This is a genomic window from Lysinibacillus sp. FSL L8-0312 (assembly GCF_038003285.1).
GTDB lineage: Bacteria > Bacillota > Bacilli > Bacillales_A > Planococcaceae > Lysinibacillus > Lysinibacillus fusiformis_D.
In genome coordinates this window covers 3,932,994-3,955,362 of the sequence record NZ_JBBOOV010000001.1, presented here as the reverse complement: position 1 = coordinate 3,955,362, position 22,369 = coordinate 3,932,994, and the positions used below count along the sequence as shown (strand labels likewise).

Below are 22,369 nucleotides of genomic sequence, written 5' to 3'. Positions count from 1 at the left end.
AAAAATAAAAACAGCAATCGACGATAAACCAAGTCGAATACTGTTTGAAATAGCAAGAAGCATTCAAGCTTTCGCCTGAATGCTTCCCATGTTACATTTGTTGTTCGTCCGTTGTTGTGTAGCGCACTAAAACGGCGCCAGTTTTCGATTCGCCTTCGATAAATAAGCGATTTGCACTTTCAACTTCTTTATCAAAGCGTACTACTTTGGATAGGAATTGGTCCTGTGACTCCATTTTAGAAACATCCTGAATGCCTACATCCACTTTCCCGAAATTCGTCACAACTTTACCACTTAATGAAATGGTACGTGGGACATATATTTCCACCGCTCCAGCAACTGTTTGAGCTTTTATTTTAGATGAATTTGTGGAACAAGTTGTTACCACTACATGTCCATTGACAGACTTCGCCTCTACCTCATCCAAAGCACCATCTAAATAAACACGTCCATTCAATGTTTCAGCCTCTAAATCCTTACCACGAACATTCGTTAATTCAATGGAACCATTAGAAGAGTCCACTTCCGCTTTTCCAAAATTAAACTTAGTGCCTTTAATAGCTCCGTTCAATGTTTTAACTTTTAATTCTTCAAATTCTATATCCTGTAGTGACGCACTACCATTCATGAGACGAACAGATAATTTTTCAAGTTTATCCTTAGGTACTTGCACCTTTACATTGACTTGAACAAGCTTTAATTGGCTTAAAATGCGAAGTGAACGCTCATCCTCTTTTACAACAAATTGCTCTAAAAAGTGATTGCGTGTTTCTTCCTCGCTCTCATTCATCAGCGGTGCTTTCACCTTACAAACTACCTGAATCGTATCTCCTTCACTTGCTTCCAATGAGAAATTACCATTTGGCAATTCAACAATAACATTGTCTACGTTAGCAGCTGCCACTTCTTCTGTATGTGTAAATTCAATTTTATCTCCAAATGGAGATGCTACATCAAATTCCTTTACCTTTTTAACAGCGGTATTCATCATATCCATAAAAAGAGAACCGATTTGCGTTAAATCCTTACGAAAATCTTGCATTTCATCTTGGAAATATTTCATAAAATCATCTTTTTTCTTGTCACCATCTTTTGATTTTTCTTCAAATAGTGACTCTTCTTTTTCAGTTGAAAAGGATTGCGCCTCTTTTGACACATCATCCATAACATTTTGAGTAGACTTGCCAGGTTGCTCTAATGCTTCTAGTAATGTAATCGCCTCTTGTGCCGAAATCGTTCCTTTTTCTACAAGTTCTAAAATTCGTTGACGTTCATTTTGCATAAATAAATAGCCTCCCTCAGTTCGTTATACTATTTATACGATTCATCATGTGAAAAGTTTCACTGCAAAATTGAATAAATTGGGTCTTTTAAGATTGAGACGCTTCTACTAGCAATGCATCCATTCGCAGACGATCACGTTCCAGAATAGGTTTTAAGTATTTCCCTGTGTAAGAGCCGACGACTTTTACTACCTCTTCAGGTGTACCTGTCGCAACGATAGTGCCACCTTTATCTCCACCTTCCGGCCCTAAGTCGATGATATAATCAGCGGTTTTAATAACGTCTAAATTATGCTCAATGACTAATACAGAGTCCCCATTTTCAACAAGCCGCTGCAACACGACGAGCAATCGAGCAATATCATCGGCATGTAAACCTGTCGTTGGCTCATCCAAAATATAGAAGGATTTCCCTGTAGATCGTCGGTGTAACTCAGAGGCTAGCTTTACGCGCTGTGCCTCACCACCCGATAAAGTGGTAGCTGGTTGTCCCAATTTCATATAGCCCAAGCCCACATCGACAATTGTTTGTAGTTTACGCTGGATTTTAGGAATATTTTCGAAGAACACTACTGCATTTTCAATCGTCATATCAAGAATATCTGCAATACTCTTATCTTTATACTTCACTTCAAGTGTTTCACGATTATAACGTTTGCCATGACATACCTCACATGGAACATAAACATCTGGAAGGAAGTGCATTTCGATTTTAATAATGCCATCTCCTCGACATGCTTCACAGCGTCCACCTTTCACATTAAAGCTAAAGCGACCTTTTTTATAGCCTCGTACCTTTGCTTCATTTGTTGCCGCAAAAACATCACGAATATCATCAAAGACACCTGTATACGTTGCTGGGTTTGAACGAGGCGTACGACCAATTGGTGATTGGTCAATATCGATTACTTTTTCAAGCTCATCAAGGCCCGTCACTTCTTTATGTTCTCCAGGCTTAACCTTTGAACGATTCAGCTTCTGTGCCAATGATTTATATAAAATTTCATTTATCAGTGTCGATTTCCCAGAGCCTGACACACCTGTCACCGCTACAAATAAACCCAGTGGCACATCCACTTTGACGTTACGTAAATTATTTTCCTTAGCACCTTTAATGGACAGCTTACGACCATTTGGTTGACGTCTTTCCACTGGTAATGGAATGAATTTTTTACCACTTAAATATTGCCCTGTTAGAGAGTTTTCATTCTTCATAACTTCCTGTGGTGTGCCTGCTGCCACAATTTGACCGCCATGAACACCTGCTCCAGGTCCCACATCAATAAGATAATCGGCTGCCAACATCGTATCTTCATCGTGCTCTACCACAATTAACGTATTGCCGATATCACGCATATTTTGCAGCGTGTTAATTAAACGATCATTATCACGTTGATGCAAACCAATCGAAGGCTCATCTAAAATATAGAGAACTCCTGTTAAACGTGAGCCGATTTGTGTAGCGAGCCGAATACGTTGCGCCTCTCCGCCTGATAATGTCCCTGCTGCACGACTCAATGTCAAATAATCTAAACCTACGTTGACAAGGAAGCCCAATCGTTCTTCAATTTCTCGTAAAACCAGTCGAGCAATTTGCATATCCTTTTCACTTAAATCCAACTCTTTGAAAAATGTGTCCGCTTCCTGAATCGAATATTGTGTGACTTCACCAATATGCTTATCTGCTACTTTCACAGCTAACGTCTCAGGCTTTAAACGATAACCTTTACAGGACGGACATGGCTGCTGTGCCATATATTTTTCCATTTGCTCACGAACATAATCGGATGTTGTTTCTTTAAAACGGCGTTCCACATTGCGCACAACACCTTCAAATTCAATCATTTGGTCTCGCACATTGCCAAACTCATTTTCATAATGGAAGTGAATTTTGTCTTTTCCTGAGCCATATAAAACCTTATCCATCTTTTCCTTTGGTAAATCCTTCACAGGCACGTCCATTGGGATATCGTAGTGATCACACACCGCTTTTAATAATTGTGGATAGTACTGTGAACTAGTCGGTTCCCATGGAGCAATAGCATGCTCTAACAAGGAACGATCCCAATCTGGAACGACTAAATCTAAATCCACTTCCTGTGTTGAGCCTAAGCCATCGCAGCTTGTGCAAGCACCAAACGGGCTATTAAATGAAAACATACGAGGCTCTAGCTCGCCTATAGAAAAACCACATATCGGGCAGGCATGATGTTCACTAAATAATAATTCTTCATACTCCATCACATCAACAAGTACACGACCATCAGCCAAACGTAAAGCTGTTTCTAAGGAATCACTCAAACGTGAGGCTATACCTTCCTTCATAACAACACGGTCCACTACTACTTCAATCGAGTGCTTTTTATTTTTATCAAGATCAATCGCATCATCTAAATCCCGTAATTCCCCATCAATTCGCACACGAACAAACCCTTGCTTTTTTAAATCCTCTAGCAGTTTAACATGGGTTCCCTTGCGTCCAGAAACCATCGGCGCAAGAAGCTGCATTTTTGTTCTTTCTGGATATGATAATAAACGGTCTACCATCTGCTCAATCGTTTGGGAAGTGATTTCTATGCCATGATTTGGACAGATAGGTTTACCAATGCGTGCATAAAGTAATCGTAAGTAATCATAGATTTCCGTTACCGTACCAACCGTAGAACGTGGATTACGACTCGTTGTTTTTTGGTCAATGGAAATAGCAGGCGATAATCCTTCTATTGCATCGACATCTGGCTTATCCATTTGTCCTAAAAATTGACGGGCATAGGCAGAAAGGGACTCAACATAACGACGTTGGCCCTCCGCATAAATTGTGTCAAATGCTAGAGAAGATTTTCCTGAGCCTGATAAACCTGTTAATACGACTAATTGGTCACGTGGAATTGTGACATTGATATTTTTTAAATTATGAGCACGTGCACCTTGCACGACAATTTCAGTATTTTTCACAAGTCATTCACCCTTCTACCTTCAATTCAAATATTGTATCTCGTAACTCAGCCGCACGTTCAAAATCAAGCGCTTTTGCTGCTTCCTTCATTTCGACCTCTAAGGAAGCCAAAAGCTGTTCTCTTTCCGCCTTTGTCAGCTTTTTGCCTTTCGTAGCCTTTGTCACATAGGATTCTTCTTCTTCTGCCACTTGTGTCGCACGAATTACATCTGGGATTTTCTTGATAATAGTTTGAGGCGTTATGCCATGCTCCTCGTTGTAAGCCATTTGCAATGCACGACGACGTTGTGTTTCATCAATTGCCTTTTTCATCGAATCTGTTACATGGTCCGCATACATAATGACATGACCATTTGCATTACGTGCAGCACGACCAATCGTTTGAATTAATGAACGTTCTGAACGTAAAAATCCTTCTTTATCAGCATCAAGAATCGCTACAAGTGACACCTCAGGAATATCAAGCCCTTCACGCAAGAGATTAATACCGATGAGTACATCGTACGTTCCTTTACGTAGCTCACGAATAATCTCAATACGTTCTAGCGTTTTAATTTCGGAATGTAGGTACTCGACCTTTAAGCCCATTTCTTTCAAGTAGGCCGTTAAATCTTCTGACATTTTCTTCGTTAATGTTGTCACTAAAACCCGTTCATTTCGAGCAATTCGATCTTGAATTTCATCAATTAAATTATCGATTTGCCCTTCAATAGGTCGCACTTCAATTAACGGATCCAATAATCCAGTAGGTCGAATAATTTGCTCAACCATTTCCGGCGTATGCTCCAGCTCATAAGGGCCTGGTGTGGCTGATACATAAATGGCCTGATGCACTCGGCTTTCGTATTCTTCAAAACGTAGTGGACGGTTATCAAGTGCTGATGGCAAACGGAAACCATGTTCTACGAGTACACCTTTACGAGCTTGGTCACCATTGTACATACCACGAACCTGAGGAAGTGTTACGTGACTTTCATCTACTACAAGCAAAAAGTCATCTGGGAAGTAATCTAGCAATGTATATGGAGTGGCACCTGCTCCACGCAATGTTAAATGGCGTGAATAGTTTTCAATCCCTGAGCAAAAGCCCATTTCACGCATCATTTCTAAATCATAACGTGTCCGTTGCTCTAGGCGCTGTGCCTCCAGTAATTTATCCTCTGCACGTAGCAACGCAAGACGTTCCTCTAATTCTTTTTCAATGTTTTCAATCGCTTTTCGCATTTTCTCTTCTCGTGTAACGAAGTGGGATGCCGGGAATATAGCAACATGCTCTCGATCCGATAAAATTTCTCCAGTTAAGGCATCCACCTCTCGAATACGATCGATTTCATCACCGAAAAACTCCACCCGAATACAATGCTCGTCACGTGAGGCTGGGAAAATTTCCACTACATCTCCACGTACCCGAAATGTTCCCCGAGTAAAACTGACATCATTACGCTCGTATTGAACATCTACAAGTTTGCGCAGTAGCTGATTACGTTCAATTTCCATACCTGTGCGAATTGATACAACCATTTCTCGATATTCTTCAGGAGAACCTAAACCATAAATACAGGACACAGATGCAATAATGATGACATCATCACGCTCAAATAATGCAGAAGTAGCAGAGTGACGCAGCTTATCAATTTCATCGTTAATGCTGGAATCTTTTTCTATATAGGTATCTGTCTGCGGTACATAGGCTTCTGGTTGGTAGTAATCATAGTAGCTGACAAAATATTCAACAGCGTTATTCGGGAAGAACTCTTTAAACTCACTATATAACTGGCCAGCTAGTGTTTTATTATGTGCCATAATGAGTGTTGGTTTTTTAATTTGCTGGATGACATTAGAAATGGTAAACGTTTTACCTGTTCCCGTAGCACCAAGTAATGTTTGATGACGCTTGCCCGCTTTCACACCCTCCACTAATTCCGCAATTGCCTGTGGCTGATCCCCGTTAGGCTGATATGGCGCTTGTAAATCAAATGTTTGCACACATGTCCCCGTCCTTTCCTTCCAATTTGTACATATATTTTAGCATAGCAATATTAAAATTTCGAACATTTAACGAACGAATGTTTGTAAAAAATTTTTTATCCCTAAAATTTAAATGAATAACCGTGAAGCGAAGAATACTTATTACTCTCATAATAGCCGCTTCAACACGTTTTCAAGCTTAATCTATTCAATAGATTTCGATTCTTGAGTAGAAGTCATAATATTTTCAGTAGAGGGCTTCTGCTTTTGTGAGTGGGGTAACAGATTTTTGGCGTGGGTTGCATTCTTTTATGAGCCAGGGCTCTTGCTTTGAGAGCGGATTTACTCCTGAGCAGGAGTTCTTACTTTCTGAGCAACTCTCCCTCTTTTATAAGCGAAGACTCTCACTTTTTGAACGAGCAGCCCTCCTTCAATCAAAAAAATCCCGCTCTCCACTAGACATGGAGAGCGGGTTCGTTTAGTATGATTCATCCTCTGTTTGCTGCAAGGAATGTAGTTCGGCTGCGTATTGGTAAAATGCGTTTTCATCTTTTTCATCGAGTACTCTGTCTATCAGAACCATGAGTTGCTCTTGACGATGCATACGCTGGATACGATTTAAAAATAAATCTAAATAAATCTCGTTTAATAATTTCTCTGCCTCATCAACTTTTTTCGACTGACCCACGGCTTTTAGAAAATCTGTGTACGAATAATATTTATCCAACGATCTCACCTCGATCCTTTTCTAAATTATATGAAAATTGAAATTAAATTGCAATGCTTACGAATTGAAAATAACTTGGATTAGCTATTAATCTCGTGACATTTGCAGTGAATTCTCTAAGCATTTCATTCTTTTCTGAAGGGTTTTCAGCTACTTTGTCTATTTTTTGAAACTCCCCTTTTGTTCTACACTACCATTATCAACAGAAAAAGGAGGCTCTCTTTATATGACTAGCAATTTTGTCAATAGCTACTTAATTTCATTCAACACTTACTTGCTTCAACCTATTCAGCACAACTCCAAGGTTTTCACTCATGTTATCGATAAGCACAATGAGCTGATCGTCACGCGTAAACCGATGCATGTGCTTCGAAAATCTTGTATCTCATTAGGTTCAACCTATGAAGCTGCAAAACTATCGGCTAAACGTTTCTTTGGCAATCAACATAAGCTACCAATCGTCGTGGCCTTTGACTACGGCTATCCCTGTATTTTTCTACCAACCTACTCCCCGAACTCCATTCATAATATATGGATTGGACTTCACGCGATTATCAATATTACACCAAGTCAGACGGGATGTGTTGTCACATTAAAAAATGGTAAAACAATTGAACTACCTATTCAATATGCCTCGATTAGTAAACAGTTTTTGAATGCATCGATGCTCTATAAATATTACATGAACGAGCGCAAGCAGCTTAGCCAAGATGCGCCATATCACCCTCCCTTTTAACTAGAAAATCCCCCAAGGACACCTCTTGGGGGATTTGTGTATTAGCCAATTTTCGAGCGTAAATAGGCATTAATAAACGGATCTAAATCGCCGTCCATCACTGCACCAACATTACCTGTTTCTTCATTCGTACGGTGATCCTTCACCATAGAGTATGGGTGGAATACATACGAACGAATTTGTGAGCCCCAGCCGATTTCCTTTTGCTCACCACGTATTTCATCTAGTTGCGCTTGCTGCTTATCTAACTCTAATTGATATAATTTCCCTTTTAGCATCGTCATCGCTTTTTCACGGTTTTTAATCTGTGAACGCTCTGCTTGACACTGTACAACAGTACCAGTCGGAATATGTGTAATACGAACTGCTGAATCTGTCGTATTAATATGCTGACCACCCGCACCTGTAGCACGATACGTATCAATTTTTAAATCCTCTGTGCGAATGTCGATTTCAATATTTTCGTCGAACTCTGGCATAACATCACAAGAAACAAATGATGTATGACGACGGCCTGACGAATCGAATGGTGAGATACGCACTAGACGATGCACGCCTTTTTCAGCCTGTAAATAACCGAAAGCATTGTGACCTTTAATCGACAATGTTACCGATTTAATCCCTGCTTCATCACCAGGAAGATAGTCCACAGTCTCCACTTTAAATCCACGTTTCTCCGCCCATCTTGTATACATACGTAACAGCATAGAACCCCAGTCCTGAGATTCCGTTCCACCGGCACCAGGGTGTAGCTCTAAAATGGCATTGTTTTGATCATATGGACCACTTAACAGCAATTGCAGCTCAAAATCCCCCATTTTTTGCTGGAATTCTGCTAGCTCTTTGCCTAGTTCTTCCTGTAACTCTTCATCTGGCTCTTCCTGTAAAAGCTCCAGTGTCATATCTAAATTTTCATGGGTTTCCACTAAATCTTTATATTCATTGACGATTGCTTTTAAGCCATTGCCTTCATTGATGGTCACCTGTGCCCCTTGCTGATCATCCCAAAAGCCAGGCTCTAGCATCATTTCATCTAGCTCCTGAATGCGTGCCTCTTTGTTTTCTAAGTCAAAGAGACCCCCTGAAGTCCGCCAGTTTTTTGGCTGTAGTGTCTAACACATTGCGTACATCTGCTAATTCAATCATTGTTAAATCCTCCGAACGTTAGTAATGGAGCTAACATTGCACTCACAAAGCTCCGTATCTTTTCATTATAACGTTTTTACAAAGGAAAACATACTATCTAGCAGTTGTTTTCTCGGAGTAATCAATGATCCTGTGTCTCGTCCTCTAGCATATTAAGAGCGAGACGCTGAAAAACCTTTACACGGTCATACTGAACAAGCAAATGCTTTGTTCGTTTTTCTAACCTATATTTTAATAAATAGGCTCTCTGAATACGATATTCTAACGCTTTAACACTGACATCCACTACCAGTTCTTTGCCATTCGTAAAAGTTATTTTTGCTCTCTTTTTATCCACAGCGATATATTCATCAATATGATGAACGGCGAACCAGATACATTCAGGTTGTAGAGGAGACTTACTTGGAAACCATAAAATATTACATCGTTCATCCACTACAATTGGATTTTTATTAAGCTTTCCTAAAATCATTTTCGAGCCATCAAATGCCCCTCTTAAACTCGAACCAAAATAACGAAGGTTATAGTCCATTAACTTCGTTGGTGCTAATTTCGATAGATATTCATTATTTTTCTCAATCACCCGCGTACATAAATTTCCAAAGGAATCATACACAGGCATATACATCATTGTTTCACTATTCATAATATCTTTTTTATGCACCTATAGTCCTCCTTTATACACTTTATGTTTTTTCAATTAAAATAAAAAGGGATATACCAATATTCGTACATTCCAGATGTTTGTGACTCGTAAAATTGCTTTATTATCATGCATAGCACCCCTTCCCTTTCTAGGTCTAAGTCTTCATAGCACCTTCTTATTTAGGATAATAACGGGAGCTTCCCTGAACTAAAATCCTAATATTACAGCTATTGTATACCCATATTTTTCAATTGTCTATAAATTCTGACTTTTATTCCTGAATTTCTTCCTAAAACAGTATAATGTCAAAAGAAAAAAACCATTTCAACATGTAGTTAAAATGATTTTTTTCACTAATATATTATTGACCTGCACCATGACAGTTTTTAAATTTCTTGCCGCTTCCACATGGGCATAAATCATTACGACCAATGTTTTCAGACTTACGCACAGGTTGCTTTTTCGGAGCTGAGCCGCCTTCTTCCTTCGGATTAACCGCTTGGCCCTTCGCCACCTCTTCACGCTCAAGATTACTGCGAATTTCTGCCTTCATTGCATATTTCGCAACATCCTCACGAATAGACGCAACCATATCCTCAAACATAGCAAAGCCTTCTTGTTGATATTCTCGAAGTGGATCATTTTGTCCATATGCACGTAGATGGATACCTTGACGAAGTTGGTCCATCGCATCGATATGATCAATCCATTTCGTATCAATAGAACGTAATAAAATTACCTTTTCAAACTCACGCATACGCTCTGGTGTCAGTTCTGCCTCTTTTTCATCATAACGAGCATGAACAGCATCCGAAATCAACTGATTAATGTCTTCAGCAGACTTGCCTTGGAAATCTGCTACTTTAAGCTGACCCTCTTCTAACAGATTAGCCGCTACAAAATCTTCAATTGCTTTTAAGTTCCAATCTTTCTGCTCACCCTGAGTATACAGACCAACAACATTATCGATTGTCTCTTGAATCATAGACTCTACGAGTACACGCATATTCTCTGTTTCCAATACATCATAACGCTCTTTATAAATAATCTCACGTTGCTGACGTAGCACATCGTCATATTGTAATAAACGTTTACGTGCATCAAAGTTATTACCTTCGACACGTTTCTGCGCTGATTCTACAGCTCTCGACACAACTTTTGATTGCAATGGCTGAGAATCATCCATGCCTAAGCGCATCATCATCGACTTCATATTATCAGAGCCAAAACGACGCATTAAATCATCTTCTAGGGATAGATAGAACTGCGTAACCCCTGGATTCCCTTGACGACCAGAACGTCCACGAAGCTGGTTATCGATACGACGTGATTCATGTCGCTCTGTCCCGATGACCGCTAAACCACCAATTTCTAGTACACCTTCACCTGGTTTAATATCTGTACCACGACCCGCCATGTTTGTCGCAATCGTTACTGCGCCCTTAGTACCGGCATTTGCAATAATTTCTGCCTCGCGTTCATGGTTTTTCGCATTCAAGACATTATGAGGAATTTTATGTTTATCAAGTAACTGCGAAATAATTTCAGATGTTTCAATCGCAACTGTACCAACAAGCACCGGTTGTCCTGCCTTATGACGCTCAGCAATATCGGCCGCCACCGCTTTATATTTTCCTTCCATCGAAGCAAAAATTAAATCTGGACGGTCATCACGAGCTATTGGTTTATTCGTTGGAATCGCAATAACGCTCATGTTGTAAATATTTCGGAACTCTTCTTCCTCTGTTTTCGCTGTACCTGTCATACCCGCAAGCTTTTGGTACATACGGAAATAGTTTTGGAACGTAATGGTAGCCATTGTCATCGATTCATTTTGAATGTCAACGCCCTCTTTGGCTTCAATTGCTTGGTGAAGTCCATCAGAATATCGACGGCCCTTCATTAAACGGCCCGTAAAGCCGTCAACAATTACAATTTCGCCCTCTTGGACAACATAGTCAACATCATTATGCATACTCACATGTGCCTTTAACGATTGGTTAATGGCATGATTTAAGCGTACATGTGTTAAATCAAACAAATTGTCGATCCCAAATGCTTTTTCTGCCTTTTCTACACCTGCATCTGTTAATGTAACACCTTTTGTCGACTCTTCGTATGTGTAATCTGTATCTGCACTTAACATGCGTACAAAAGCATTAGACTGTTTGTACAACTGTGCTGATTTCCCAGCTTGACCCGAAATAATTAATGGCGTACGAGCCTCATCAATTAAAATAGAGTCCACCTCATCGATTACAGCATAATGAAGCGGTCGTTGAACACGCTCTTCTTTATAAAGCACCATATTGTCACGTAAATAGTCAAATCCTAATTCATTGTTTGTACTATAAGTAATATCCGCTTCATATGCCGCACGCTTCTCTTCTTTTGACAGGCTATTTAAATTTAAACCTACTGTAAGACCTAAGAAATTATACAGCTGTCCCATCTCAGCAGCATCACGACTAGCCAAATATTCATTGACTGTTACAACATGTACACCTTTACCAGTAATCGCGTTTAAATAAACCGCCATAGTAGCTGTTAATGTTTTACCTTCACCTGTTTTCATCTCTGAAATATTACCTTCATCCAGTGAAGCAGCCCCCATGATTTGAACACGGAAAGGATACATCTCTAAAACACGTTTAGATGCTTCGCGACAAACAGCAAAAGCCTCTGCACGAATCGACTCTAAATGCTCTCCATCAGCATAACGCTTTTTAAACTCTTCTGTTTTTGCTTGTAATTGTTCATCTGAAAGCTGTTCCATTTGAGAAGCAAATCCCTCTACTTGGTCAGCGATTTTTTCTAATTTTTTTAACTCACGTTTATTGAAATCAAATAATTTATTTAATAGGTTTGCCATGAATGTTTTTCACTTCCTATATAGATTCAACTTCCATTTTACCATTGTGTATAGACATGGTGCAAATTGTCATGCCTAAAAAATGACCTTCTCAAAAATCAGAAGGTCATTATTCATTATTATACATATTAGCTTTTTAATAATACTATCATGTGAGCCATTGTTGTGTAATTATGCTCTTGAAGCATCTTACGAACATTTTGAAGATAGTCAGAGTTATGCTCTATGGTTTTGGCAAAAGATTGTATTAACTTTATTACCAGTTCAATTGTTAGCCCTTTGTGGAGCCCTGCCATACCAATTAAATGTAACTTAATCAACGAAATATTCAATACTAACATTACATAACTTTCAAACAAATTTTGCTGATGAAAATGGAATAAATTTTTAAACACATAGTTAACTGTATAATTTTCAAGTATGTATTCATGGTTTTTCATAAATGGTGAATAGTAATTATCATAATGTTTTTTATACATTTTTTCTGATTTTTCAATATTTGAATCATCACTCAAATTTAAGGCAGTTAACATATCATTCAGACAGTCTAAGTAGCGTTGACTTGAAACTCCACCTGTTAATCTATATTTTATAAGCTCTTTAGCCATATTCATTTGAAAGGCTAAATTCTGAGGCAAATTCTTCACTAACTCTATTTGTTCATTATCATCCAAAATTTCTTCATAGCGATTCATTAATGGCTGTAATTGAATTGACCAATCTTTTATTGGTATTTCACATAACTTTTGATTAAACATTCCTAGAACAATTAATCGGTCTTCTAATGATTGCTTTCTATTTTGCAGTAGTTTTATTGTAAATGATCTTAAATCCCAAAAATATTGTTCCTCATTTAATGGTAATTTGCCAATAATCATTTTACTTGTATTGAGCTGCTCTTCATCAACTATAAAATCTATCCCCTCTTTATTAAGTAGAATTAATCTAGCTGACTCTGGACAAGAAATTGTCATACTTTTCTCTATACGTGTTTCAACTTCATTATAGATTCTAGGATATGTTGAACATGTATTACATAAATACTCTTCACCTAGCTCTGATTGAATTTTACACCAACCTTCCTGTGTCAGCATTGTACATACATTTTTTTCATTCATTTTAATTTTTCCATAATTATAGTCTGATGGATTTGAGCGCTCTCGGGAAATATTTTTTTTTAATTCATTTTTTAATTCAGATTTTCCAATATTTCTATATTTATGAAATGTAGCTTTATCTACGCTTACTTTCCAACCAGCACAACAAGTATCCTCACATTTAGCACCTATACAAGCAAAATCATTGTAATATTTTGGAATCAGTATTTCTTTTTTCATTTTCAACACTTCCTACTTTTCTTTTGTTTAATTGTAAAAAACTCTCACATATGTGAGAGTTTTTTACAATTAAAAATCTCAAATTGTTTCAATTAGGCCGTATTTGCCATCTTTGCGTTTATAAACAATATTTGTGCCGTTTGATTCAGCATCTGTAAAGACATAGAAATCATGCCCTAACATATTCATTTGTAATACAGCCTCTTCCTGATCCATCGGTTTTAAATCAAATTGCTTAGTACGTACAATGGAGTATTCTTCTTCATCCAAAGTCGTATCAGCGACTGCTTGAGTAGTAGCAAAATAAAGGCCTGCCCCTTCACGCTCACGGAATTTACGGTTTACTTTCGTTTTATGCTTACGAATCTGACGCTCTAATTTATCAACAATGAGATCAACCGCAGCATACATATCATTATGACGCTCTTCAGCACGAAGAGTTAAGTTCTTCATTGGGATTGTAACTTCCACTTTTGTTTGCTTGTCATTATAAACCTTTAAATTTACGTTAGCATTGGCGTTAACATCCTCGTTAAAATAACGTTCAACTTTTTCGATTTTATTCTCAACATACTCTCGAATAGCTGGAGTTACCTCAATATTTTCACCACGAATGTTAAAGTTTAACATGTAAACTCCTCCTTTATAACTGCTATACTATCTATTTCTACACAAGTGTGTGAAATTCCTCTAAAATAATTCTTTATTTTACAAAAAACTTTTATAAAATTAATATTGGCTTTGCTTTTTCGCTTCTGCCGCTTCTTTTTTGCGTCGTAGCTTTAATTCATCTACAATTAACTCTTCAACACGACCTTGATCATTAAAATAAACGCCATATTGCTTACCACTACCAAATGGACGACTCCAAATCACTTCACCATAAGCCCGTACCTCTTGCGTATCAAGCACAAAATGGATATCTAATGGTGGGGGATTCACACCTAAATCCACTTCCGTATACATCTTTAACCCACGAGGACTAATATCCAGCAATTCAGCCATAGCCGTCTGCCCATGATTAACTCGCCCATTTTCATAAACAGCAAAAGTTATTTGAACAGGTTCCTCAAATTTAAATCGGAAACCTTCTTGACGCTTAAAAATCATATTCCCACCCCAGTATATTGTTAAACATTTATATTGCTTTGATTATGACACGATGCCCATCTTACTGCTAGGGGAATAAGTAACATATTTTACCGTTGAAATGCCTAATTTATGACTATTTTACTTAAACCATTTTATAAAGATTAGAAATATATTCACGCTTTTTATACGATGATTAAAAAATGTCGAAAAATGTTAGGAATAAATATATTATCGAAATATATCAAACTATGTAGAGGAAAACACAAAACCAGAAGCTCATTTTTAAATGAGTCCTGGTTTGATGTAATCAATTATAAGTATCTCTAAATGTTTATATTATTTTTTTCCGTCATAATACATACCATCCATTACTCGAACAGAACTGTATGGATTTAAATATTGTTGCTCTGTTTTTTTTGATTGTTGGAGAGTTTTCATATCCGTTTTAATAGCAGTCATAACCTTTTGTAATTGTTTTTGTATGTTATGATCAAGCTCTTGTAAATGTTTATTTAATTGATGACCATCTAAAGATTTACCAGATTGTTGTAATTCTTTGATTATGGTTCCACGTTCATCAAGTAATACATCTATCTTTTCTATAAACTCTTCTCGGTCTTCTCCATTAGGAATGGTTGACATATGCTCATAAAGTCTAGCTGAAATAGAGAGCAAACGTTCAACTGGTCCCATCATATTCTGTCTCCATTTCCAAATTGTTGCTGACGATTTATACGAATAACTTCTTTCCAAGTATCACGGAATTCAGTAACCAGCCCTTCAACTTCTTCGATTATAGTAATATCATTGCGAATATTCGCCTCAACTAATCTATTATTCATATATTCATATAGCGCCAACATATTTTTAGAGACTTCTATTTCCATATTTAACGTAGCCCTTAGCTCACTTATTATTGCTTGGGCCTTTTGGAGATTAATATTTTTCTCTTGAACATTTTTATCATGAATTGCCAACTTCGCTTTATTAAGAAATTTTAAGCATCCATTATATAACATTAGTGTTAATTCTCCTGGAGAGGCTGTAGTTACACTATTTTGTTTATATGCATTATGAGCTGATGTTTGTGCTGCCAATAAAAGACAACTCCTTTATATAACCTTTTTACTAATTATAGCATATTATGCCTGTCCACTAAACTGTGCAAAGTAGGAAGATTGTGAGTTTGCTTTATTAATAGCTTTCTCCATGGCACTAAATTGTTTCCAATAGCGTGCTTCAATTTTTTCAAGCTTATCTTTCCACGTATCAATCCGTTTATCCATATCAATAATATTTTTACCGATAGAATACTGGTTATCTGTCAATGTTGCACGGCCTGCTTTTTTCTCTATATCTAGTTTAAAATTATTCATTGATTCACGGAGTTTCACTAGGAAACCTCTAGTATCAACGGTTTGTTCAACACCATCTATAATTTTTTTCTCTTCTTTGTTTCCATTATTTGCAAACAGCGCAGTGATAGCATCAGGATCATCCTCTAACGCTTTTCTCAACTTTTCTTCATCAATTTCTAGAGTACCACCATCATTATATGACTTCGATGTAGTAATACCAATACTATATAGTGTATTATACTTTTCATTCTCTACACCGGGATTTGATTCATAAATTAAACTGCGCATTTTCGCTAATCCACCTCGAACAATACTATCACTTCGAAGCAAACCACTTCTTGCTTTTTCTTCCCACAATTTAATATCATTTTCTGACATCTCTTTTCGCTGTTCGTCTGTCAAAGGGGCGTAATCCCGATACTTCGTTTCTTTCGTTTGATCATTTAAATCTTTAATTAGCCCATTGTACATTGTTACAAAATCTTTTACTTTTTTCATTATATCATCTACATCTGTTGTAGAAGTAACCGTAACTGGTGGTTCGGTTGTACCAGGGCCAGTAATTTGTGGAGGAGTATTGTTAGGATCTTCAGTGTCATCAATAGCAGGATAGCCTGCAGCTGCTCTGGCAGCATTTACAGTTGCTAAAGCATCGTCAACACGCTTTTCACCAGCTTTTAAAGCATTTGCAGATGATATCATTTCATTTTCAGCTGTCTTTAAATCAAGTTGGCTAGAAGCTACATCTTTAAATGTTGCTAAATCGCTTTCGTTCAAACCTTTTAGTGCTTGAAGTTGAGTATTGTTGAGCTTACTTAACTTATTCTTCGTCTCACTATCTGCTAATCCTTCTAATGGTTTATCTACTGTCCAATCGATAGATGCAATAATTACCCGATCTTCATCTGTTAGACTTGCTAAAAACCTAGAATCAGCATTCTGATAAGCAACTTCTTTAGCAGCTACTGATTGTATTTTTTGAAGTTGGGTTTTATCAAGGTTATCTAGTGCTGCTAATTGTTCTGGTTTAAGTGAGTTAAGTTTATCATTTAACGATTTGGAAACCCCATTATTAGCATCCTCAAAATCTAAAGTAGATAAATCTAATGTTACTAATTCATCTATTTCCTCCTGCGTTAAATCATTCAAGAAACCTGAATTATTTATTGTACTATAAGATGCTTTCTCATCAACACTTAGCCCTGTTAAAAAAGCACTATCAAAAATTGAATTAAAATTGTTTAATTTAGTATTGTATGCATTTTCTTTATCTGCTGCTGTTGATATCAGTAAAGGTAGACTATCTTTAGCATTTTTTCTCTCTGCATAAGCAGCCTTAAGTGATTCATTAATTGTATTAGTAGCATTAAATGTAGTTTGGAGTGTAACTTTATATCCTGAAATTTCAAAAGAATTCGTAGAACGTTCGGTTGTAATACCATTAACTGTAAACATTGCGTTTTGACCGTTATTTGCCAAATCTGTTGAAGTTCCCAATCCAAGCTTATTTAGTATGCTAGTATCTTCATTTGCAACAACAATTTCAGCTCCACTCTTGACATCCCCTGTATTTTTAGCTGTTATCGAAAAACGCCCGTTTTCAAAAACTGCAGTAACACCTGCATTACTTTTATTTATTTTTTCAACTAATTGACTAAGTGTTGTAGTAGCAGGATCAAATTCAATTTTAGTTGCGTTTTCTGCTAATGTCCCATCAGATTTTATTGCTTTAAAAGAAATAGATCCTTCCGTAATTCCTAAATCTATTAAATTAGAATTTTGAGTCGCATTAATTTGGGAACCTGTTTTCCGAGCAGCAGTTGCTAACTGAGACACCCCTTCTATAGTTAGTGTTCCAGCAGCATTTGATGTTGCTGTTGCAGTTACAAAGTTAGAATTAGATGTGGCTGCAGTTTTAGTATTAAAACTTTTAAGTAATAAATTATCATAAATATTCTGTCTAGCAGTTTCTAATTTTGTATTTATACTTCGATAAGCATCACGTGTCCATAACGTTGTTTGTTTTCTTTGCTGTAATTTAATAAGTGGGGATCTTTCAGCCGCCATTAACTTTTCTACTAATGCATCTATATCCATACCAGATGCTAGTCCACCAATACGGTTTACCATAATTATTACCCTCCTAGGTTATTTCAGATTTTTTCGTCGACTATCATACCAAGTAGTTTTTGCATTTCATAAAATGCATCTAATAATCTCTTTGGTGGTATTTCTTTTAGTACTTCTTCAGTTTCAGAATCTATAACCTGAACAAAGTAGCGATCCAACCCTTCATGCAGAACAAATTTAGATGCACTACTGTTTATTTGTAAGAACTCATTTACCATTTCCACCACTTGTTGTAATTGTTCTTTGGAAAATTCCTGATTATCATGAATTGATATATTATCTACAGTGGTTTGTGCTATTGACTGAGTTATCTCATTCGTTTTGCTACTTTGTTGTGTACTATCTATATGAATAATAGTTGAAGGATTTGCCACTGTTTCTGCTGTTTTTCCTTGGGACACAATACGCATTACACTCAACCTCCTAAACATTTCATATTCTTATAAGTATTATCGGAAGTAATTTGTATTGTTACAGTTTTATAAAGAAAAAAACTGTTATTACCCCCAAACGCATTTTTTAGTACTATAAATATTCTCTAATATATTTCCAATAATTCGAATAATAATATAATTATAGGTATGGTCTTTTTAGATGTTGTAACAAAAAGTTTGAACAGAAAGTTACCATTCAACTGTTTTAAATGCAAAAATTATACATACCTTGTTCCTTCTGAAGCTCTGCTGAAAAGGTAAGTGTGTGACTATAAGAATTAAGTTCGAATGGATTAAATTTTATGATAGAAAGAGACCGTTTTACCTAAATACATTTATTGAATTTAATATGAACAACCCTTATTTAATGGATGGCTAGCTGGGACAATTACTAGAAGTTTGAAGATAACGTGTCACTATCCAGCGTAGCAACTAGTGAAAAAATAGAAAATAGTAGAAAGATTTAGTTCTAGCACTTATACAAAGAAACGGACGGATATTTATTTAGAGTTATGAGCTCTTGTTTATCTCATTATCACAAAAAAATCCTACTAGGATTAAATCCTTTCTAAACAAACAAGAACTATAATAAATCAAAGAAATATTTTAAAATTGGAGCTAAAATAAAGATTGATGATTATATCTATTACTATAATAAAAAAGAATAAATGCAAAATTAGCTGGTTTAAGTCCGGTGTACACCGAGCTCAAACCAGCTAACCATTTGAAATTATTCCCTTCAAAACTTTCAAAACCTCTTACAAGAGCAGCTTTAAAGTTATTATTTTAACTATTTACAAACTGAAATATAGGTAGCCCATTAGAATAATCAACACTTAATTTAGTTTTTGAAATATTCACTATATACTTAAATTGTTTCATATTTGTATTTCTGTGAAAAGTTTTTTTAGCTAAAGCATAGTCTATTAAATTAATAAAATCCGCGTCTAAGCCATGGTTAGTAGATTTGAAGATTGTACCATCAACATCTTTATTATCAATAACTTCAAATTCTAAATTTTTTATATGTCCAATTGCCCGCTCTTTATCCTGTACATCTACCAATACATCTGTAACTCCTAGGCATGAATAAATAAAAGAGCCATTTTCAAATCCATTATATATATTATGTAAAGAAAGTGACTTTTTATTATTGACTACCCTCTTTGCTAGATATTCAAACTCAAACGTTATAATTGCATTTCCAACACTATTTATAAGTGATCGATTGTTATATAAATATTGTGGTTCTACCCAAGCAGCATTGTCTATAATTTGTGAAAACAAATGAGGCACCAACCTATTCGCTAACAGTAAAATGTATGCCCCCTGTGATTGTCCAAAGCCTAATATTCGACCTTCATCAAACTCTAAGCTATTCTCACTTAATAGTATTTTAATAGCTTCAATAGCAGTAATAACATCAATTGACTGCATGTATCCCATATCAACAAATTCATCTATTGATTCATCTATTACTGCGTGAACAGGCAAATTAATATTATATTTACTAATAATATTAATAAATGTGGAAGTATCATTTTTAACTATAAGCTGATCTTCAAGTGTTAATTGATTTAAAACAATATTAATATCATTCTTAAGTCGAAAGCTATCAGAAGATTGCATAAATCTACTTCCAAAGTAATCACACTGTACAGTTACAACATTATATTTTTCAGCAAAATGTTCACGCATTTTTTTATAAATTTTAGAATCAATATGGCCACCAAATCCCGGGACAAAAATAAAGATACCTGTATCCGCATTAGTTCCCTTCTGAGGAATTGAGTAATCAATTCTGAGTTCTCTTCCATTTACACCAGTATATATATTATAATGAGCTGGTATTTTTAAAGTATCATTATAACTCAAAGGTTTCCTCTCCTTATTAATATTTATCATTACCTTTACTATTCTCTTAGATAATCTAGAATGATAATAAAATCATTGGCGAAATTCCTATGATTTAGAATTTTTTTAATTATTATTAGAAAGTTGTTAATCAATAAAGGAAATTTTTTATAGTCTTTTCAATACTTTAGATCCTAGTTTCTATTTCCATTTATAATGAGTTATTTAAAATAGATGTTGATACTTTAAAGGCGTTCCTTTAGCCAATGACTTATTTGCTACATTCCCTAAAATAGTTTCATAATGTTTTGGTTCTAGACCGTATCCTGGACGAACAATTTTTATGTTATCCTTTGTGAATTTTTCCCCAGCTTTAATATCTTTAGATACATAAATCGATCGTCGAAATTTTAGAGAATTCTTTTCTTTTTTAGTTGGCCCATAAGTAATTTTCCCCATAGCCAACCAAGCACGCTTTGTTTCTTCTACAAGCGCCTTCATTTCAGTTGGCTCCATAGAAAATGCTGCATCTACACCACCATCAGCTCGATTTAGTGTAAAATGTTTTTCAATGACCGTAGCACCTAATGCAACACTAGCTACAGCCACCCCAATGCCCATTGTATGATCAGATAATCCTATATGCACTTCTTCAAACAATTGCTTCATATGGGGTATTGTTAATATATTTGTGTTTTCTGGTGATGCTGGATAAGTACTTGTACATTTTAATAACACAAGGTCTCTACACCCAGCTTCTTTTGCAGTATGAACAAGTTCATCTAATTCGGCTAATGTTGCCATACCAGTTGATACAATCATTGGTTTTCCTGTAGATGCAATTTTCTTTATTAGAGGCAAATCGGTATTTTCAAAAGAAGCGATTTTATAGAGGGGTACCTCTAATTGCTCCAAAAAGTCAACTGCCGTCTCGTCAAATGGTGTACTAAAAGCAACCATACCTAGCTCCTTAGCACGATCAAAGATTGGCTTATGCCACTCCCAGGGAGTGTATGCTTGCTGATACAATTCATACAAATTTTGTCCATCCCATAGGTTGGAACTATCATCTATTTTGAAATCTGGAGTATCTATATTTAAAGTCATCGTATCTGCTGTATACGTCTGTATTTTTAATGCATTAGCTCCAGAGGCAGCAGCAGCGTCTACTATTTCCAAAGCTCTTTTTAGGGATTGGTTATGATTTCCTGACATTTCTGCAATAATGAATGGTTTAGAAAGTGAGCCAATTTCAAAATTCCCTACCTTAATTTGTCTCATTTAAATCTCTCCTCTAACTCTAGCTTCAATCCTATTCTCTTTTCTTCCCATTCTTCGGCAAATAAACTATACATATAAATATCTTGATAGTCTTCATTTAGTTTTAAATGCTTACGCAATGTACCGTCTAATTTAAAACCTAATTTTTCATGAAAACTACGACTGATTTTATTTGATTCGATAACTTCTGCACATAATTTTCTGAATTTTAATTCCTTAAAAATAAATTCGAGAGTAGTATAACCTAATAATAAACCAGTCCCTTTTGGGGATTTTTGTTCTCCTATATAAAAACCCCAAGTACACCTATTTGAATATCTATCTATATTATTAATATTTATTACACCATAATCATCATTGTTTATAGAAAAAATTTTAGAAAGTTTATATTTGTTATTCTTTAATTCATTGAACCAAATTAAATGTTGTTGCCATAAAATAATATCCCTGTTATACATTACACATCTAATATGTTCTTGATTGCGCCATGCTAAAATTTTTTCTAAATCATCTATTACTATATCCCTAAGTGATGCATTTAACACTATA

At 36.1% G+C, this 22,369-nt stretch carries 18 protein-coding genes; 1 reads left to right on the top strand and 17 read right to left on the bottom strand.

The features are described 5' to 3' along the window. Positions 1 to 91 precede the first annotated feature (91 nt). The 4 genes from MHI22_RS19780 to MHI22_RS19765 form a co-directional block, all read right to left on the bottom strand. Entirely contained in the window at positions 92 to 1,282 is a 1,191-nt protein-coding gene (locus MHI22_RS19780) for a DUF4097 family beta strand repeat-containing protein (protein WP_036120976.1), read from the bottom strand. A gap of 88 nt (positions 1,283 to 1,370) precedes the next feature. After that, a complete protein-coding gene (gene uvrA, locus MHI22_RS19775; RefSeq protein WP_340812589.1) occupies positions 1,371 to 4,238 on the bottom strand; it encodes an excinuclease ABC subunit UvrA in 2,868 nt (955 codons plus the stop codon). Positions 4,239 to 4,245: 7 nt separating this feature from the next. Further along, entirely contained in the window at positions 4,246 to 6,225 is a 1,980-nt protein-coding gene (gene uvrB / locus MHI22_RS19770) for an excinuclease ABC subunit UvrB (RefSeq protein WP_340812588.1), read from the bottom strand. A gap of 460 nt (positions 6,226 to 6,685) precedes the next feature. Further along, positions 6,686 to 6,934 carry an IDEAL domain-containing protein gene (locus tag MHI22_RS19765; protein ID WP_036120988.1) on the bottom strand — a complete coding sequence of 83 codons (249 nt, stop codon included), beginning with the start codon at positions 6,932 to 6,934 and terminating at the stop codon, positions 6,686 to 6,688. A gap of 226 nt (positions 6,935 to 7,160) precedes the next feature. Between MHI22_RS19765 and MHI22_RS19760 the strand changes: the two genes are divergently transcribed. Then, on the top strand, positions 7,161 to 7,670 hold the full coding sequence (locus MHI22_RS19760) for a competence protein ComK (protein ID WP_036120991.1): 510 nt from the start codon (positions 7,161 to 7,163) through the stop codon (positions 7,668 to 7,670). Positions 7,671 to 7,711: 41 nt separating this feature from the next. Here the strand turns inward: MHI22_RS19760 and prfB are convergent. The 13 genes from prfB to pseH form a co-directional block, all read right to left on the bottom strand. Beyond that, positions 7,712 to 8,816 (bottom strand): peptide chain release factor 2 gene (gene prfB, locus MHI22_RS19755; RefSeq protein WP_283778204.1). Its coding sequence is split into 2 segments (ribosomal slippage): positions 7,712 to 8,740 and positions 8,742 to 8,816, totalling 1,104 coding nucleotides; the frame shifts between segments, so codons are not numbered across the junction. Positions 8,817 to 8,937: 121 nt separating this feature from the next. Next, positions 8,938 to 9,480, bottom strand: coding sequence for a competence protein ComK (locus MHI22_RS19750; RefSeq protein ID WP_036120994.1), 543 nt, complete (start codon positions 9,478 to 9,480; stop codon positions 8,938 to 8,940). Between the two features lie 343 nt (positions 9,481 to 9,823). Next, positions 9,824 to 12,334, bottom strand: a complete 2,511-nt coding sequence (secA, locus tag MHI22_RS19745; RefSeq protein WP_340812587.1) for a preprotein translocase subunit SecA — start codon at positions 12,332 to 12,334, stop codon at positions 9,824 to 9,826. Positions 12,335 to 12,462: 128 nt separating this feature from the next. Continuing rightward, positions 12,463 to 13,671 (bottom strand): flagellin lysine-N-methylase, encoded by a 1,209-nt coding sequence (gene fliB / locus MHI22_RS19740; protein WP_340812586.1) that lies wholly within the window; start codon positions 13,669 to 13,671, stop codon positions 12,463 to 12,465. A gap of 78 nt (positions 13,672 to 13,749) precedes the next feature. Further along, the gene (gene hpf, locus MHI22_RS19735) at positions 13,750 to 14,301 is read right to left on the bottom strand and encodes a ribosome hibernation-promoting factor, HPF/YfiA family (protein WP_340812585.1); all 552 of its coding nucleotides are present in this window, start codon (positions 14,299 to 14,301) and stop codon (positions 13,750 to 13,752) included. A gap of 99 nt (positions 14,302 to 14,400) precedes the next feature. Beyond that, complete coding sequence (locus tag MHI22_RS19730; RefSeq protein ID WP_008178814.1) at positions 14,401 to 14,781, bottom strand: PilZ domain-containing protein; 381 nt, start codon at positions 14,779 to 14,781, stop codon at positions 14,401 to 14,403. A 318-nt stretch (positions 14,782 to 15,099) separates the two neighbouring features. After that, the gene (locus MHI22_RS19725) at positions 15,100 to 15,456 is read right to left on the bottom strand and encodes a flagellar protein FliT (RefSeq protein WP_340812584.1); all 357 of its coding nucleotides are present in this window, start codon (positions 15,454 to 15,456) and stop codon (positions 15,100 to 15,102) included. Further along, positions 15,456 to 15,860, bottom strand: coding sequence for a flagellar export chaperone FliS (gene fliS, locus MHI22_RS19720; protein WP_340812583.1), 405 nt, complete (start codon positions 15,858 to 15,860; stop codon positions 15,456 to 15,458). Before fliS ends, MHI22_RS19725 begins: the two co-directional genes overlap by 1 nt. 45 nt (positions 15,861 to 15,905) lie before the next feature. Beyond that, positions 15,906 to 18,251: a flagellar filament capping protein FliD gene (gene fliD / locus MHI22_RS19715; RefSeq protein WP_340812582.1), complete on the bottom strand. Its 2,346-nt coding sequence runs from the start codon at positions 18,249 to 18,251 to the stop codon at positions 15,906 to 15,908. Between the two features lie 23 nt (positions 18,252 to 18,274). Further along, positions 18,275 to 18,661: a flagellar protein FlaG gene (locus MHI22_RS19710; RefSeq protein ID WP_340812581.1), complete on the bottom strand. Its 387-nt coding sequence runs from the start codon at positions 18,659 to 18,661 to the stop codon at positions 18,275 to 18,277. An 810-nt stretch (positions 18,662 to 19,471) separates the two neighbouring features. Continuing rightward, complete coding sequence (locus MHI22_RS19705) at positions 19,472 to 20,560, bottom strand: DUF2920 family protein (protein ID WP_340812580.1); 1,089 nt, start codon at positions 20,558 to 20,560, stop codon at positions 19,472 to 19,474. Between the two features lie 204 nt (positions 20,561 to 20,764). Further along, positions 20,765 to 21,820: a pseudaminic acid synthase gene (pseI, locus tag MHI22_RS19700; RefSeq protein WP_340812579.1), complete on the bottom strand. Its 1,056-nt coding sequence runs from the start codon at positions 21,818 to 21,820 to the stop codon at positions 20,765 to 20,767. Then, entirely contained in the window at positions 21,817 to 22,365 is a 549-nt protein-coding gene (gene pseH / locus MHI22_RS19695) for a UDP-4-amino-4,6-dideoxy-N-acetyl-beta-L-altrosamine N-acetyltransferase (RefSeq protein ID WP_340812578.1), read from the bottom strand. The genes pseI and pseH overlap by 4 nt, the downstream gene beginning before the upstream one ends. Positions 22,366 to 22,369: the final 4 nt, after the last annotated feature.